Below are 16,740 nucleotides of genomic sequence, written 5' to 3' on the forward strand. Positions count from 1 at the left end.
AGATAAAAAAGTAGGTGTGAAACTAATTGTTTTCTTGGCGGATAACAAAATATAATCCTAAAAACAGAGATGAAAGAGGCTCTTATCTTGATGGCAGGGAATGGACTTGTTTTTCAGAGGTAGGAACTAAAGTAAGCGAAGAAGATTATTTAAGAACAGAATCAAATTACATAAACGCAATCACTACTTTTATGGGTGAGATGGGTTTAAATAGGGTTTATTTAAATGCTTTAGAGATGTGGTCTGACGAGGTTGCGAATCAAAATGCTTCTGGCTTTTTATCAAAAATGTGGGTGGGCAAAGGTGTAACTACTCAAGAAATCAATGAGTTGGCAAAGTTAACTTTAAGGAATGTTATTTGGTGTAAGTTAAGTTACAAAAATGATTTTTTTGTTCATTTCGGATACGATTACTATATGTACATTGGAGCAAATAAGGATTGTCCTAACGCCCGTAAAAAAGTTAGAGCTTCTGGGTTATTTGTTGAGAATTTTAATTCTCCTTATTTACATTAGTGCCACAATTTCAGTGAGATTTATACGAAAGCTATTAAAGTAATGGGTAGCGATGCCTCAATAAGGGGTATCGCTTTTCTTATTGTGCTAACAAAGCAGTTTAGTTCCATAAGAAAAATATATAATTAAAATATCTTAAATTTAAAATAATAAGGGGTTAATAAATGCGTGATAAAAAAATACGAGGTTTAAAACGAAAAACAAGAAATATGGTTAACAGAATTGTACAAGAAACAATTAAGTTCCCTTCAGATTTTTATAACGGATATTGGCATTTACACTTGCCAGTTTCACAAGATTTTATTTCTTCAAGTAATACACCTATTGGAATTAGGAAGATATGTATTGAAACTCTTATATCTAGGGCTGAACACTTAATTAAAATAAAGCCAATGACATCCGAAAAAACTCGTGTAGTGATTGCAATAGATTTACCAGGGTTGTGGAACTCCCAAATTATAGTGTTTTCTGGTAATTCACACTTTGATGGTTTCTTTGAAAGGGATAACGAATATCAGAAGTGGACACCCATTTCTAAAGATAGGAACTTTGAAAGTGAGTGGAGAATAAATGTCTCAAAAAATTTGATTGTAAAAGGCTTTAAAGAAGTGATAACTGATGAAGATGGAGAAATTTATAATGGAGAAATCTGGTTTATTGGTGAATTGTAAAATTTCTTCTTCAAGTAACGAGTGCGATGCTTTAATAGTACAGGATCACTTTTTCTTATTGAAGTAACGAAGCAGTTTAGTGGAAGAAGGAAACTGTTAAATAACCATTTCAGTACAACCTTCAGTGTATAATTAGGAATAATATGAATAGACGGAGGTAAACCAAGATGGAAATAGAAATTGGGTATTTTCCTAGATATTATTATAGTCCCCAACCTAATGCTGGGGGGCATTTTCCGTTTGCTATAGATGGAGAACTTCCTTTATACGTCTTTTCAATGGACGGATTTTACCTTCCTGATTGTAATGAGGATTTTGTTCCACTATGGATGGAAAATATTAAAGCATTTCCAGTATATTTTTGTGCTGAAATTCCCTCCTATTGGAAAGAAGAATATGAGGAATTATGTGGGAAATGTAACATTAAATATAAATATTTATCTAATAATTCTAGATTCTCCGTGTCCGTTACTGAAATTATAGATATAAATCAATTTCGTGAGATTTTCCCTATCTTTATTTCTATTGGCAGTAGTAATGACTTAGTGATATGGTCAACAAATAAAGACTTTTTTCGTGTAGAAGAACGTGAATGGAAAGGTAATTGGGAAGGGAAAATTGGCGAGGTGGTTGTCGTAAAAATCGGTAAGGAGAAAAGTGTTTTCTGGATAGGTTATGACGGACATAGTATTGTTGCGCTTTCCGACAACACAGATTTCTCTACTTATGAAACTATTTGCGAAACTTTACCACCATTTGTTAAACCGACAAAATGTGAATACGAATAAAATATTTGTTATTGAAGTAACGGGTGCTTATGTTTAAAATCTAGCTGCTATCGAAGGCAGCTTTTCTTATTGTCATAACGTTGCAGTTTAGTTGAACAAAAGTTTGATTTTTGTACATTACTTTTAAGCATCGTAATAATAAAACGTATGATATAACACAGCAGCAAGAGATGCAACTTCCTGCGTCGTTGATTTTATAATAATAGTATCCAATTCCAACTTTTTAAACAACGAAATATTTGTCTTGATAGGCATCGAAACAGTAGCTACTTGTTTATTGTTGCATTTTAAGTAACCAACATCCTTATAATCTTTTTCAAAAGAGTATTCGAGGTTATCTAATCTAAAATGATACGCTTTTTCAATTAAGTGAACTCTATGGGAAGCTATCGGCACGGTTTGTGAGGATAAATGGTCAGTTAATTTGTACCTAATGCCAGGAAACGCACAGACTATGGTATAAAGTGGTTTTCCATACGCATTAGCTATTTTATAACTATAGGGAAGGCCACCACGTAATGTATTGTGAACAAAACGGGCAAGGAATTTATGTTGTTGTTTTCTTATTTCGAATACAGCTTCTCTTTGTTCGTTTATTATCGGTATTATTGTTGAAATATGCATCTCTTCAGGTACTTGATAAGTAAACTGTTCCATAGCTTCCCCCAGCAATTAGATTCATCAATTATTATTATATAAAAAAGTTTCATTATGAAAAGCCATTTTTATTAGAATTCTTCTTCAACTAAAGGAGTGCTTATGTTAAAGAAGGGATGGCTGCGGCGATCCCGTTTTCTTATTGTACTAACTGGCAGTTTAGTTTTTTATTCTTTTTTAGAGGGTGTAAGGAATGAGGTTCGCAAAATGAAAATAATGAATGTAGTATGGGTTTTATTAATCGTAATAGGTATGTTATCTGGTTGTTCCGAAGGTCCTCCGATTGACCACTTTGAAGAGAAAATAGTAGAAGCAACCGTAGTCAAAAAAGAACACGTAAGAGATGATGCGTCGGAATGGGAACTCACCCTCCGATATAAAAATAACGTCATCGTATATGGATATGACCATTCGGACTATTACAATCAGATAAAAGAAGGGGATAAAGTGCCTGTTACCTTAAGAAAAGGTTACACAAAGGAAAATAAATTAGAAGTTGAAACGATAGAACCAGTCAACGAATAAAAAAAAGCGATGAATTATAAAGATTCTTATTGAACTAACGGGTAGCTTTACTTCAATAAGGAGTAGAGCCTTTTTTTCTTGCTTCACTAACGAAGCAGTTTAATTTATACAGGTAATCATTCTGTTCATCTATCCTTTTTCTTTTACACCTATAAAATGTGTGACAGTATAATCAAGTATTTATTTCTAAGGTATCCTAGATGCTTTGTTGACTTGTAACTAAAAGCAGATGATTTAGCAACCTATTTTCTGGGCGTTTAACTTGGACGACCAATTGCCAAAAAATCCTATAAAGTATAATATGAGGATAAAAATACAGCAGAAGAACTCCTTTATATTATTATATAAAAGTCACTAGTCCCTTTTATAGTTGAAAAAGATTCAGTTAAATAGTAAGTCGAACTTCTTAACAGGAGGAAGAAGGATGAAAATTTATGTGGATGCAGATGCTTGTCCGGTGAAAGATATTATTATTTCTGAAGCAAGGAATTTAGAAATCCCGGTTATCCTTGTTACAAGCTTTTCTCATTTTTCTAATGCAGAACAGCCAACAGGAGTGGAAACCATTTATGTTGATTCTGGAGCAGATGCTGCAGATTATCGGATTGTGAAGTTGGTAGAAAAAGGGGATATTATTGTGACGCAAGATTATGGTCTTGCGTCGCTAGGTTTAGCAAAAGGAATTATCGTCCTCCACCATACAGGATTCAGTTATACAAATGAAAATATTGACCAATTATTGCAAACACGTTATTTAAGTGCAATGGCTCGAAAAAGCGGACAGCGAACAAAGGGACCAAAGCCTTTTACAGCAGAAGACCGGGAGCGATTTAGGGGTCTTTTTAAACAGGTTATTTCTATTTAAAAAATTAGGCTAAACTCAGAGATTCAGAAAGGAGCTAAATATTTTGAAGTACATAAAATCGCAAATGCAACAACTAATTAAGGAAAATAAAGAACTGCATACCCGCTTTAAAGAACTGAAGGCAGAAATGGGTCTTGAAAAAAACAATGCCCTCAAGGCCTTGTACCATTCGGAAGTTGCCGATGGAGGAAAGTACCAGGTAGCTTACCAAGCACTTGATCAGTCCAAAAAGTAAATTCTTTTCTTTTGTTTATTCTTACTAAAATTTTGTTATAAATGTTGGATGGTTATAGGTGAATTAAGTTAAAGGGGTGCTTATCTTTAAGAAGGATAAGTCCCCTTTTTGCGGAAGTTATTAAGCTAACGGGCAGTTTAGTTGAATAAGGTCTCGTGATAAAATCAGGAAAAATAGTTGGTAAAGGTGCTGTTATGAATAAAGTTTTTATTATCGATGGAGAAAATTTTAATAACTTTAAAGGATTTTGTAAGGAGTTTTCCAATATAGTTCTTTCAGGAAAATATCAATGGAATGGAAGTCTTGACGCGTTTAATGATATTTTATGGGGTGGCTTCGGAGATATAGAAGGCGAAGAAGAATATACAATTATTTGGAAAAACACTACTAAATCAAGAAAAGACTTAGGTTATAGTGAAACAATAAAACGACTATATAAAGTGTTGGAAAGTTGCCATCCAAGTAATGAAGAAAAGGTAATCCAAGAAATTAGTAATGCAAAGATGGAAAAAGGTCCAACCTTATTTGATTTGATAGAAGAAATCATACTAGATAACAAAAATGTAACTTTGATTTTAGAGTAATTCTTCTTCAAGTAACGGGTGCTTTACTTCAATATGGAGTGAAGCCTTTTTCTTATTCAAGTAACGGTCAGGTTAGCGTAACAAGATGATAAAATATTGTTAGAACAAAATGAACAACGAGGTAAAATTATGAAGTTAACATTGGCAACGAATGAAGAAATTAATATGCTGCATTTAAAGTTTAAAAAATTTAATACCGATCTTCTTGAAGAGCCAAGAAAGATGTATCCTTTTATTGGTATTATGGATGTATTTAATCGTGTTCTTACTGAAGAAGAGGCAAGTGAGCTATTGGGAAGAAGCCATAATTTAAAGCACGGCACAAAATTCGTTAGTACATTTACTCAACTTTTTCATATGGAAGATAATGAGGTGTATGTACACATTTATAAAAAAGGGTTTATACAAAACAAAAAAGTGTTCAAATTTATATTAGCTTCCTTAAATCGAGCAGAGGCAAGTCTTTTTCGAAAACTATTTTCTACCAATAAGGGAATTTATAAGATAGGTGATGTGGAAGCCCTTATTTTTTTAACGAAACTTTCAGTAAATGAACTGCATTTTTCAAATTTTTTCTTTCCTTCTCTTGATACAGTGATAATCGGGAGTTATGAATTGTCTTTTCCTGTTTATTCTAAGACATCAATAGGTTTTAAGAAATGTAAGGAGATTGTCGAAGAAAATGGTTTATTTATACGACAGTAAGAAATGAACGAGTGACAGAAGTGCCGATTCCTCGTTGAACTACGGGTGCATTAGTTTAATTTAGGAGAGAAATTATAGTGGATGACAAGATTATGGAAACACCCTTACCAGAACTATATTCAAAACTCGCGGTAGCCCCCTTGTATATTATTCAACTGATATTTTGTATTGGCTACTTAATTTTCACACGAAAAGACAAAGGCATCTTTACATCTATATTTAAAATTTATTGCATTTTTATAATTGTTAATTATCTGGTCGCACTTTATTTTCGGTTCTTTCACTAACGGAGTGCGATTGTTCAATAAGAACAGTTGCTTATTGTGCTAACGGCGCAGGATAATGTGAAAAGAAGCGAAGAAATCTAATATGATAAAGTTGAGTAAAAAGGCTTTAAGGTGGTGCTTTATATGGGATTTGATGTGGTCTTATACAGTCGCGAAGGTCGTAAACTTCGACTAATCGAATTAACAGAACATCTCCATAATGAAATATTTGATTCAAATAAAATGTGGCGAAGTTATTCGGAACTTAGAAGATTAAGCGATTATTATCTTACTGACGAAATCTTTTCAGGAGAAAGGTTATCCAATCTAATTTCAGACCTTAATAATTACAAATTATTTATTTCGGTCAATAAACTGAACGAATACGAGGAATTTATTAAACAAATTTCTAGGTCAGATATAGGTAAAGTCCATATTGCTGGCGATTAGTAAACATCACATCCTTATTCAACTATAGGGTGCGATACTTGAATAAGAGGTATCGCTTTTCTTATTGTGCTAAGGGGCAGTTTAGTTCAATAAGAATTTACGCTTATTTTGGAAATCATTGTTATAATGGAGTGAGAAATCGTCGTTAGGAAAGTTGCTGTTCAAGGGGAGTATAAAGTATGAAATCTAAAAAGACAGTAGTGATTATTGCTTTCAGTATAATATGTATAGCTATCATAATAAATCTATTAAAAAAGGATTTATGGGATGTAAACGAAGAGTTGTTAAAAGAAAAAGTAGTATCAATTGGACATTCCGTTGAAACGATAAATTTATTAGATGTAACACCATTTGACTGGGATGTAGTATATTCCTTTAAACCATATACCCCGAAAGAAAATATATATGAAACGGTAGGTTATAAATGGGATACTATTAGCGAAACTGTAAATGAAGGAATGAATCAAATTGTATTTTTGAAAGATGGAAAAGTAGTCTGCTATTTATATGGGTATCCTGAGAATAATGGATATGGTATATCTTTTGAGTCTGAGGATTATAAAGATACTGGTTATATGCTTAATGTTAAGGATGATCTAAATTTTCAAGTAGAAAGAAGCAACAGTGTCGTATATTTGGGAAACTAAACAAGGATATGATTTCTTCAACTAACGGATAGCTTTAACACAATAAGGAATAAAATTAAAGAGCCTAAAATATGCAAGGCTTTATGCACTACTATACAAGAATGACGTGACCTTAAGAAGGTCGCGTTTTTTTAACTATTGAATTAAAAGTTACACATTTTGAGGGAGATGGAAGAGGATTCTTGGAATAAGAGGGAGCCGGATGAGAGTAACGGAAGGATACAGTATATTTGCTGAGGCAGCTTTTTTATTTCGCAATCTCCTAAGTTCTAGTTTCATATCATTTAGCTTTTTACAAGCTGGCACGTTCCGAGACCCATAACTTATTTTTTGTGGCAATCCAATCAACCTTAGCTTGTAAGTGTTCATTATGTAATTTATCGATATATCGGTATTCTGTTTAAATTGGTATAATTTATATATAATTACAAAAAAACACAGTAATACAAAATGATTTTAGGAGGTAAAATTATGAATAATCACGATATTGATTACAAGATTTATGGGGATGATATGCAATTTGTTGAGGTTGAATTGGATCCCAAAGAAACAGTAATAGCTGAAGCTGGCAGTTTGATGATGATGGAAGATGGAATTAAGATGGAGACCATTTTTGGTGATGGGGCAAATGGCGGCGGTGGAGGCTTAATGGGCAAGCTGTTTAGTGCTGGAAAACGAGTACTTACCGGTGAAAGTCTATTTATGACGGCTTATACAAATGAAGGAATGGGGAAAAAATGTGTCTCCTTTGCATCACCATACCCAGGTAAAATTATTCCGATGGATTTAAGCACATTAGGCGGAAAAATAATCTGTCAAAAGGATGCTTTTTTAGCAGCCGCAAAAGGTGTTTCAGTTGGAATTGAATTTCAAAGGAAAATCGGTGTTGGATTTTTTGGGGGGAAGGTTTTGTTATGCAACGTCTTGAAGGGGATGGACTTGCTTTTGTTCACGCTGGTGGCACCATTATTAAGAAGGACCTCCTTCCTGGTCAAACAATGCGTATTGATACTGGTTGCTTGGTAGCAATGACGAGTGATGTCAGTTACGATATAGAGTTTGCTAAAGGAATCAAAACAGCATTATTTGGTGGGGAGGGGTTATTTTTGGCAACGTTGAGTGGTCCAGGCTCCATATGGATACAATCCCTTCCATTCAGTAGACTTGCTAGTCGCGTCTTTGCTGCTATGCCGCATAATGGCAAATCAACGGATGAAGGCGGTATAGGTAACTTATTTAATTTGTTCAGTGATAAGTAATAAAAAAAGAGGTTGGAACCGTTGCTGACGGAACCAATCTCTTAGTTCCATTATTCATTATTAATCGAAACAACATTTCCTTTTTTATTTCGTAATCTCCTAAGTTCTAGTTCCATATCATTTAGTTTTTTAACAAGCTCGGCACGTTCCAAGTTCAACAACTCATTTTTTTCGGCAAGTCGATTAACCTCAGTTTGCAATTGTTCATTATGCAGTTTCAAATTATTAAATTCTATTTGATCTATAATGGCTCTATCAAGGAAATCCTCAAGTTCTGACATTCGTTTCTGTGTCTTTTCTTGTTTATTTTTTGGTAGTAGGTCTTGCTTTTCAATATCTTCAATACGTTTTTCAATATAAAAACGTAGAGTATTCGGATTATTATAGATGGTGCTTTTAGAAATGTTTATCTCATTACACACCTCACGCATATTGAATTTTATGGAATTTACTACTTTAAGTGCCTTATAAATACGCTCCTCAGCTTCTAGAAAGTATTTTTCAATCTTAATAAACTGTTCTTGGGTATTTTCTTTATAATGATTAAAATCGCTCATACTAAACTGTTTTAAACGGTTCTGGGTTGCGGCAATAATGTTTTCTCTTTCCATTTTTCTGCTTCCTCTTCAATCAATTTAATGTTCCCAATAATTTCTGCCAATTGGGGGTATTTGTTTTGAACTGTTTCAAGTCCGATTATACTTATCTCATCTTTAAGTAACATTAACTCAGGGTTCAATTTTCGCTCAATATACTTTTTGATACCTTTTAATTCTCTTTCAAATTCATTACGATACTTTGTATTTTTTTTGTACAAGCTTTCATTGTATGCAATGATGCTAGCTTTTTCCTGAAATCTTTTTACCGAATGTGGTAAATCGTCTAACGAATGAATCTGAACACCGAGATAATAAGCATCATTAATACTTGATATATATTGATTCCGTTCGCATAGTTTGTTGAAGGACTTCGCACATATACCTAATTCCATATCTGCAATCGGGTTATTAGTTCTTGAAAGTACAGATACGATCTCGTTTATATCCTTGAAAATATTAAGTTTATTCTTTTTCAAAAACTTATTTATTTGGTCATAAATTTCTTGATATTGCTCAGATTGAAGTTCTTCTCTTATATATTTATCAGAGGATTTATTTGTATCTGTGATAAGTGTCGAACCGTCCTTAGATGACCTTTTCATCAACGTTTCGACAGCATTTACCTCTAATTTTTCCATCTCTTGAAGTCGAATATAATGTTGGGTCATTTCTTCGGTTAAATGGTTCATATGTTGACGAATCCAATCTAAATGATAACCCTTATTGTATAAAATCGTAGCTAGTACGACTCGATATTGATGGAAAGTAACATAGTATATATCTTTATCCATTTCATCATTTGGAACAAAATCTAGTGTTTTAAAATTTCTCTTTCTCGTCACGGCAAATTGGTTTACTTCGTGGTCGATAATTTTATCAATCTGGAATTCATTTTGATGTCGATAAAAGAATTGCACGAGGCGAATACGTAACATCGTTTTTGATACTGCCATTCCTTTATCATTAACAAACAAATATTGAGACTTCCTTCTTTCTCTGTATATCTCAGTAAGTGTTTTATAAGCAAGTAGGGCATTTTCTGTAATAAAACTTCTAGTCCATTTGAAATCTTTTTCTTTCACTGTCTTGTAAGTCTTAAAGTTGAGATGATGAAAGGCTTTAGGCTCACCCTTAACCCTTGTTTCTTCCAACCTATTTACTTCCAAAATTCTAAATTCGCCAATACGCATTCCCGTTTCAGCTAATAAAACAATCATACAGGCAGCTGCGCGTTGAGTGATGCGTAAATTCTCATTGCGTAAATCTTTAATGGCGATAGAAATTATTTTATTGTGTATATGTATCGGAACAAATTTATGTTTTCCTCGTTCTCTCTCAGCCTTAATTTTTCTGCCATCAATCTTGTTAAGATACTTATAACACTCAGAAAAATTAACACCCGATACTCTAAGTTCTATCTCCGACAAAAACATCTTAATGGCCTGTTTTTGATCTGATAGATTACGTTCCGATCGAGCGTCAGCTAAAAATTCTTTTAGAAAAGAAGTATCAATAAGATTTGGATAGAACATATGATGTTCGGACAAATAATTAATAAAATTTCTTATGGTGTAGAATTTTTTCTTTAGAGTTGTAAAACGATTATGTTTATTAAATAACTCTCTTAAAATCATATATTTAGCGTAATTCTTATATGTTATATCTAGTTGCCTAAAATCGTAACTATATGCCCAATCCTCACCTGGAAATCTTTTGAATTCGTTAAAGACCCATAAATCATCTGCGAAATTTATAGTAGGAGTTACAGAAAAATCTACAAAAGTTTTGGGTTTTATATCGATAAGTTGCGCCCGCACATTTGTATAAGTTGGTAATTCCTTTACGGACTCAAACATCGTCTGAAACATCTTGCTCAACTCCAATTTTTTCGAGTAGTCTTACATAATAGGCTGTATATAACTTAAGTTCAGCGTCGATTAGACTTCGTTCTTGGCTATTTAATGTACTCTCTTTAAGTGTTTTTAGCCTTGTTATGTGTTTCTTAAATAACGGTATTCTATTCACAGTGGTAGCGAAATGAGGACAAACAAGGCATTTGTATTGTTCATCGTCAATTACACAACCTTTTTGTGTACATCCACCAAGTCCCTGTTCCACTGGATTAAGTTCCTCAACATCTTTTTCATTTAAAATGTTTCCATAAACATCAACTCCCGAAATTGTCACTCCCGCAAATATTTCGGCATATTCTTGAGCTTCAGTTGTTTTACGGTAATACTTCCTAGCTGTGTGAACACCATTACCAGCCATTTCAGCGATTACAGCAGTCGGTAGTCCATCGTTTATACCTTCGGTATATATAGTGTCTATAAAAGTAGTTCGAAGATCATAAGGACGATATTTGCCATCAAGTTGTCCTTCTAGTTTTTTTTGAATCTTAGAAAAGACATTCCAAAATTGATAGATAAAATCTACGATCCTACCTTTTCTTTGGGCATCTTCTTTCACAAATATATATTTTGCAATATCTGCACTAGCTTTACTATGTGCATCTTCTGTGAGACGTATAGCCTTTTCAATAAGGTTAATCTTTTCAATCGCTAGGGTTAACTTAATCTTTTGGTTGCCGGTTACTTTTGAATAATATTGAATTACTCCAGTTTGCTCAGATTTTTCTAAAATACAGTCTCTATCTAAATTTAAAATTTCGCCCGAACGAAGTTTAGTTGTTGCAGCCAAATTAAAAATTATGTAACAAAGTTCTCCCATAATACTTCGTGATCTTTGTTCTTGAAACTTTTTAGAAAATAAATCGACATCGTGTTTAGTCATTGGGTTACCGCCATCATAATCTTGTGGTTTTTGCTTGAGTATATCGATTAACAATTGCGGAATTTGATATTTATCTTTATAAAATCTCAAATAAGCTCTACAATTCTTGACATAACAATTCATTGTGCTTGTTTCTTTACTTCCTATATAGAAACTCCATTGTTCCAACAAATCCACATCAACATAATCATTAAGTTCGTTTAATTGTTTATAGATAGAGATACAATTCAGAAATTCAATGACCGTATAAATATTTCTTGCCACCGAACTTACCGACATACTAGACTGTTTCCAAACGTAATGTTTTAAATCTTCACGAAGAGACTTATCTTTAATTTGTAAAAAATCAATACCATAGGGCCTATTTTTACTAGTGTTTGCATAACTATCAGAAGGTATTAGTTGCCATCTATTTTCAAACGGCACCTCTTCAAAAGGATTATAAGGAATTAATTTATATCCTCTTTCATAGTAAACCGAAAAAGAGTTTTTTCCTAAAATGTGTTCGTTGTAGAGTGTTCCCTCAAAGATATTGTGTTGAATGTTCTGCTCTTTTATAACCTTACAAAGATATGTATAAAATCGAACGAGATATCGAGAAAGTGTATAACTACTATCAGTACTTGCACGAAATACATAATTCAGCCTCTGATTCTGATAAAACCGATACTGCTTTTTGAAAACTTCAAATGTAAAGTCAGTAATGGATTGAGGTTCTTTATCCACCGCCATTAAACTGTACCGTAACAAGTATAAAAAACATCTTAACAAAGGGGTCTGTCGATTCTCACTTTGATAAAATCCTATAAGTAAGTTTTTTATTTCAACTTTAGAAATGTTTAAGTTAAGTATGTTAGAATTACTACTCTTATTATCTCTCGTTATCATTTGATCTTCCGGAATAAAATGCAACTGATCTAGTGAGCTCTCAAGAGGGAAGTTAGTGCCAACTCTATCTACTAGATACTCGTCTATTTCTAAGAACTTTCGTTCTTCCCAAATTAGAAATTCTTTATTTTCTTTGATTTCATTAAAACCTTCCGTATTCAAATGTACATTTTCTATTAGGTAATGATATAAATCTGACAACATTTTTCTTGCATTTCTTTGAATTAAACGCAGTTCGCTGGAGGACCGGTCACCCCAATTTCGAACACGGATAATCTTCATACTTAAACAATACTGTTTCCAAGAAATGAGTTCGATAGTGTAGTTTCCAAATATGGTAATTAAGTATTCTTCAAAACATTTTATAATTGTCTGACGGTTATGTCTTGTAAAAATTCGTTGTGAATAATCATCCTCAAAAAAGTTCAAAAATAAGGACTTAAATTTTTCATCTTTTAGGTGTGTTTGTATATGCTGTTTAACAGTTGTTACTTCTTGATTGTTTAGTTTATCATCTGTCCGTCGTCTCACAGATTTAAACCCTTCTTAGTTAGTTCGTCTTGCTTGATAGCGAAATCAATTAAATCATCTTCTGTAGGGTTAAAATACTTCTTAACACTGTTTATATTTGAATGACGCATAACGTGAGCTAACTTGAACTCATCAAACTCTTCTTGTAACACTTTAAACATCGCAAAACCGTGACGAAAACGATGGTTCAAATTGTCAGTTTTCTTTCCTTTATCAACTTTAATCCCAATTTCTTTAAAAATTTTTTTCATAATCTCATTCCAACCTCCACCGGATATTGGTTTATAGTTCTTACTAATAAAAACATATGCGTTTCTATCAATATCGATTTGGCTAACTTTATCGGCTATATTCTTCTCGGAGTAGTTTTGGTATGCTTTATCACTCATTGAAAAAGGGGAGGTAGTTTCATCAATATATTCCTGAATCAAATCAAACGTTGTAGGTAGAATTTTAACAATCTGAAAACCGTTATCTTCTTCATAATATTCATCTTTATTGTAAGTATCGCGTGATATAACCGGTAAACAACCTTTTGCTTTTTGCCAAGGTTCATCTGTAAAACGATTCCTTAATATTAATCGGCATTTGCCTTTTTGCTTTGTTATGTCCTCGCCTTGAATGTCCTCCAAGGTTAAACCTAAAACCTCACCAATTCTAAGTCCGTATTCGTACATCAATTTAACAATAATCTTCTCTCGTAGTGTATATTTATCCTCAATTAGCTTTATGATATCCAAATACTCAGAGTACCTTATGTATTTTGGAACTACCTTCGTTTTAATTTCCTTTAAGTTCATTGAGTATGTTTGTACTTCTAGTGCGTTAGCTTTAGAGTTAAAAGCACTTCCACTACCTATGATTTTTTTCGTTCCACTTATTTCTTCAAATATGCTGTTTTTAATTCCTAAATAACGAAAAAAACTTCTATACACGCCCAAATAATTATTTACAGTATCATTCTTTCGAACGGTCTTAAAGTCATACGATATATATTGCCCAATACCTTGACCACCTTGAAGGAAAGCTATAATTTTATTCTTATCATCCACATCTAAATATCTTATTTCAGTGTTAAAAAGCTCAATGTATGAGTAAAGCAATTTCAAAGCACGAAGTGCTAATTCTCTTTTGCTAAATCCCTCATTTCCTAATTCTCCATTCAGATATTTATAAGTATCAAAATAAACTTTCCCATTCGTGCCTATAACCATCATATATGTAAAATCGTTATATTCTTTGGTGATACCAGCTACCATAACTTCATATGGCTTATTTTCTCTAAGCCTCTTATACTTAACTCCAAAATACCCCTTATATTCAATAATCTTATCCACATATCCACCTACTCTCTAAAATCCCTAGTAATCTCTAAGTTTCTCTAATAAATCTCTCAATCCTCTTATAAATAAACATATCATAATAGTGGACACTATTCAAGGTAGCTTAATGTATGGTAGGGGCATAAAAAAAACATCCTTGTGTTTTCTTTAGCCTCTATTAACTTGTTCTGATGGACATATTCCCAACGTTGGATAACTTCACCGCCGAACAAGGCTGTTTTTACTCCTTTAACAAATTCAATATCATAATTCACACCGCTCGTCATAGCGACTAAGCAGCCTGTATCAACACGCAGCATTTCGCCCGGAGCCAGTTGTTTTTCGTGAATAGTACCCCCAGCATGAACGAAGGCCATGCCATCGCCTTCAAGCTTTTGCATAATAAACCCTTCACCACCGAAGAATCCTGCCCCAAGCTTACGCTGAAACTCAATACCAATTGAAACTCCTTTGGCCGCAGCAAGGAAGGAGTCCTTTTGACAAATAATTTTGCCGCCTAGTTCACTTAAATCCATTGGAATGATTTTTCCTGGATAAGGAGAAGCGAATGATACATGGCTTTTTCCCGTTCCTTCGTTTGTAAAAGTCGTCATAAACAAACTTTACCCGGTTAGGATACGTTTGCCCGCACCAAACAGTTTGCCCATGATTCCACTACTTCCCGCTGATCCATCACCAAACACGGTTTCCATCTTAATATTACCATCCATCATCATAAAGCTTCCGGCTTCGGCAACGACTGTTTCTTTCGGATCTAATTCTACTTCAACAAATTGCATATCATCGCCAAAAATTTTGTAATCAATTTCATGATTATTCATCCGACTACCTCCATTTTTATACGTCTTCTTTCATTGTAAAAGAGGTTGAATAAATGTGCGACTGTTTTTTACAAAAATTGCTTCTTTAAGTGGTGGCTCTACCGATAGAGGTTTCACTCATCACTCTGATGAGGGCCATGTTCGTGGCTGGATTCTGGGCAGATGTCCTTCATGACCTTAATGAGGGACATTCCCTGGCTGGATTCCTAGAATGATATCCTTCATGACTTTGGGGACAGTCTTATTTTTATTGTATTGGGGAGAGCGAGTAGGATACCAAAACTAACAACGTCCTATAACAGAAGCAAGAAGATAAACATGAACTATATTGTTCTTCGAGCTTTCAAAAGTGCTTTGCCAAAAAAATAAGATACGAATATAATTAAGCTTGGAGAGGGGCTAAAAGGTTAAAGTGTGATTACATAAATGCTTGAAAAAAGTGTAAAAACGAAAAAAGTTTGAAACGAGGACATTAGAATGAGTGCAATTACAAAGCAAAAACCCCGTAAACTTAAGGCGGTTTTACGCGCATTAATGGTTATTATTGGGGCCTTTACAACAGCATATGGACTAGAAGCGGTATTAATCCCAAACAACGTATCAGACGGTGGTGTGACAGGTCTAAGTATCGTTGGTTCACAATTAATTGGATTACCTCTGGGACTTCTAATTGCAGTATTGAATATTCCATTCGTATTTTTAGGATATAAACAAATTGGGAAAAGCTTTGCTATTTATTCGGTTATCGGTATTGCTTCACTAGCAGTCGGCACTATTCTTATGCATCATGTACCAACTATTATTCAAGGTGATACATTGTTAGTAACCGTTGTGGGTGGTATTATCATCGGTTTTGGAATGGGGCTAGCATTACGAAACGGCGGTGCATTAGATGGAATTGACATGTTAGCCGTATTACTTTCTCGAAAATTACCTTTTGGAACAAGTGATCTCATCTTATTCTTAAACATATTTGTTTTTATTGTTGTTTCCACGATATTCGGTCTTCAAGGCGCTATCTTATCGGCAATCGCTTACTTTATTGCTTCTAAAGTCATTCACATCGTTGAAGAAGGGTTAAGCGGTTCTAAAACCTTTAACATTATTACAAATCAACCTGAATTAATGGTAGAGACAATTCGTGATCGCTTAGGTCGCGGGGCAACGTATAAACTGGCTGAGGGCGGCTATTCAAACGAACAATTTAAAGAAATTACTTGTGTGATTAACCGTTTAGAAGAAAGCAAAATGAAAGAAATCATTCGTGAAATTGACCCTACTGCCTTTGTTACGGTATATGACGTAGCAGAAGTTAGGGGAGGCAACTTCAAAAAGCAGGATATTCATTAATTACATACGTGAAAATAGAACAACTAAAGTCATTAACGTGACGCTGTTACATATATGAATGGATTAAAAGGGATTTGCTGCGGCAAATCCCTTTTTCCTTATTAGAGATGCATAGGCTCATAAAGTTTAGGCGTTTTAACAAAATATTTATTGATTTAAGATAGATATATCTAAAAAAATAAATATGATAATTGTCCATTTAAGCGCAGAGGCTGCCCTGAAAGCCATTTTTTATGACTTTTTGGGAC

At 33.7% G+C, this 16,740-nt stretch carries 16 protein-coding genes and 2 pseudogenes; 12 read left to right on the plus strand and 6 right to left on the minus strand.

Annotated features, from left to right (window positions below; all coding sequences use genetic code 11):
• The first annotated feature begins 26 nt into the window (after nucleotides 1-26).
• The 3 genes from BAOM_RS04355 to BAOM_RS04365 all read left to right on the plus strand — a co-directional run bounded on the left by BAOM_RS04355 (nucleotide 27) and on the right by BAOM_RS04365 (nucleotide 1,974).
• A complete protein-coding gene (locus BAOM_RS04355) occupies nucleotides 27-515 on the plus strand; it encodes a hypothetical protein (protein ID WP_127759203.1) in 489 nt (162 codons plus the stop codon).
• 164 nt (nucleotides 516-679) lie between these two features.
• Nucleotides 680-1,186, plus strand: coding sequence for a DUF3916 domain-containing protein (locus BAOM_RS04360; protein WP_127759204.1), 507 nt, complete (start codon nucleotides 680-682; stop codon nucleotides 1,184-1,186).
• A gap of 167 nt (nucleotides 1,187-1,353) precedes the next feature.
• Nucleotides 1,354-1,974 carry a hypothetical protein gene (locus BAOM_RS04365; protein ID WP_127759205.1) on the plus strand — a complete coding sequence of 207 codons (621 nt, stop codon included), beginning with the start codon at nucleotides 1,354-1,356 and terminating at the stop codon, nucleotides 1,972-1,974.
• A gap of 123 nt (nucleotides 1,975-2,097) precedes the next feature.
• Here the strand turns inward: BAOM_RS04365 and BAOM_RS04370 are convergent, their stop codons facing one another.
• Nucleotides 2,098-2,631, minus strand: a complete 534-nt coding sequence (locus BAOM_RS04370) for a tubby C-terminal domain-like protein (protein WP_127759206.1) — start codon at nucleotides 2,629-2,631, stop codon at nucleotides 2,098-2,100.
• 207 nt (nucleotides 2,632-2,838) lie between these two features.
• On the opposite strand from BAOM_RS04370, the gene BAOM_RS04375 reads away from it, so the two are divergent.
• The 8 genes and pseudogenes from BAOM_RS04375 to BAOM_RS04410 all read left to right on the plus strand — a co-directional run bounded on the left by BAOM_RS04375 (nucleotide 2,839) and on the right by BAOM_RS04410 (nucleotide 8,167).
• Nucleotides 2,839-3,156: a hypothetical protein gene (locus BAOM_RS04375; RefSeq protein WP_127759207.1), complete on the plus strand. Its 318-nt coding sequence runs from the start codon at nucleotides 2,839-2,841 to the stop codon at nucleotides 3,154-3,156.
• A gap of 424 nt (nucleotides 3,157-3,580) precedes the next feature.
• Nucleotides 3,581-4,021 carry a YaiI/YqxD family protein gene (locus tag BAOM_RS04380; protein ID WP_127759208.1) on the plus strand — a complete coding sequence of 147 codons (441 nt, stop codon included), beginning with the start codon at nucleotides 3,581-3,583 and terminating at the stop codon, nucleotides 4,019-4,021.
• 43 nt (nucleotides 4,022-4,064) lie between these two features.
• Nucleotides 4,065-4,256 (plus strand): hypothetical protein, encoded by a 192-nt coding sequence (locus BAOM_RS04385; protein ID WP_127759209.1) that lies wholly within the window; start codon nucleotides 4,065-4,067, stop codon nucleotides 4,254-4,256.
• Between the two features lie 155 nt (nucleotides 4,257-4,411).
• A complete protein-coding gene (locus BAOM_RS04390) occupies nucleotides 4,412-4,840 on the plus strand; it encodes a barstar family protein (protein ID WP_127759210.1) in 429 nt (142 codons plus the stop codon).
• Between the two features lie 129 nt (nucleotides 4,841-4,969).
• Nucleotides 4,970-5,545, plus strand: a complete 576-nt coding sequence (locus BAOM_RS04395) for a hypothetical protein (RefSeq protein WP_127759211.1) — start codon at nucleotides 4,970-4,972, stop codon at nucleotides 5,543-5,545.
• 410 nt (nucleotides 5,546-5,955) lie between these two features.
• Nucleotides 5,956-6,261, plus strand: coding sequence for a hypothetical protein (locus BAOM_RS04400; RefSeq protein ID WP_127759212.1), 306 nt, complete (start codon nucleotides 5,956-5,958; stop codon nucleotides 6,259-6,261).
• Nucleotides 6,262-6,440: 179 nt separating this feature from the next.
• The gene (locus BAOM_RS04405) at nucleotides 6,441-6,908 is read left to right on the plus strand and encodes a hypothetical protein (RefSeq protein WP_127759213.1); all 468 of its coding nucleotides are present in this window, start codon (nucleotides 6,441-6,443) and stop codon (nucleotides 6,906-6,908) included.
• 471 nt (nucleotides 6,909-7,379) lie between these two features.
• Nucleotides 7,380-8,167: pseudogene (locus BAOM_RS04410) on the plus strand (TIGR00266 family protein).
• A 50-nt stretch (nucleotides 8,168-8,217) separates the two neighbouring features.
• On the opposite strand, the gene BAOM_RS04415 reads toward BAOM_RS04410, so the two are convergent.
• From BAOM_RS04415 to BAOM_RS04435, 5 genes and pseudogenes are all read right to left on the minus strand, one after another.
• Nucleotides 8,218-8,778 (minus strand): hypothetical protein, encoded by a 561-nt coding sequence (locus tag BAOM_RS04415; protein ID WP_127759214.1) that lies wholly within the window; start codon nucleotides 8,776-8,778, stop codon nucleotides 8,218-8,220.
• Nucleotides 8,736-10,634: a tyrosine-type recombinase/integrase gene (locus tag BAOM_RS04420; protein WP_257467623.1), complete on the minus strand. Its 1,899-nt coding sequence runs from the start codon at nucleotides 10,632-10,634 to the stop codon at nucleotides 8,736-8,738. The genes BAOM_RS04415 and BAOM_RS04420 overlap by 43 nt, the downstream gene beginning before the upstream one ends.
• On the minus strand, nucleotides 10,615-12,978 hold the full coding sequence (locus BAOM_RS04425; protein WP_127759215.1) for a tyrosine-type recombinase/integrase: 2,364 nt from the start codon (nucleotides 12,976-12,978) through the stop codon (nucleotides 10,615-10,617). The genes BAOM_RS04420 and BAOM_RS04425 overlap by 20 nt, the downstream gene beginning before the upstream one ends.
• Nucleotides 12,975-14,315 carry a tyrosine-type recombinase/integrase gene (locus BAOM_RS04430; protein WP_127759216.1) on the minus strand — a complete coding sequence of 447 codons (1,341 nt, stop codon included), beginning with the start codon at nucleotides 14,313-14,315 and terminating at the stop codon, nucleotides 12,975-12,977. The genes BAOM_RS04425 and BAOM_RS04430 overlap by 4 nt, the downstream gene beginning before the upstream one ends.
• Nucleotides 14,316-14,518: 203 nt before the next feature.
• Nucleotides 14,519-15,142: pseudogene (locus BAOM_RS04435) on the minus strand (TIGR00266 family protein); the annotation flags it as partial.
• Nucleotides 15,143-15,619: 477 nt separating this feature from the next.
• Here BAOM_RS04435 and BAOM_RS04440 point away from each other — a divergent pair.
• Nucleotides 15,620-16,492 (plus strand): YitT family protein, encoded by an 873-nt coding sequence (locus tag BAOM_RS04440; RefSeq protein WP_127759217.1) that lies wholly within the window; start codon nucleotides 15,620-15,622, stop codon nucleotides 16,490-16,492.
• The last annotated feature ends 248 nt before the right edge of the window (nucleotides 16,493-16,740 follow it).

It is taken from the genome of Peribacillus asahii (assembly GCF_004006295.1).
In the GTDB taxonomy this organism is placed as follows: Bacteria; Bacillota; Bacilli; order Bacillales; family DSM-1321; genus Peribacillus; species Peribacillus asahii_A.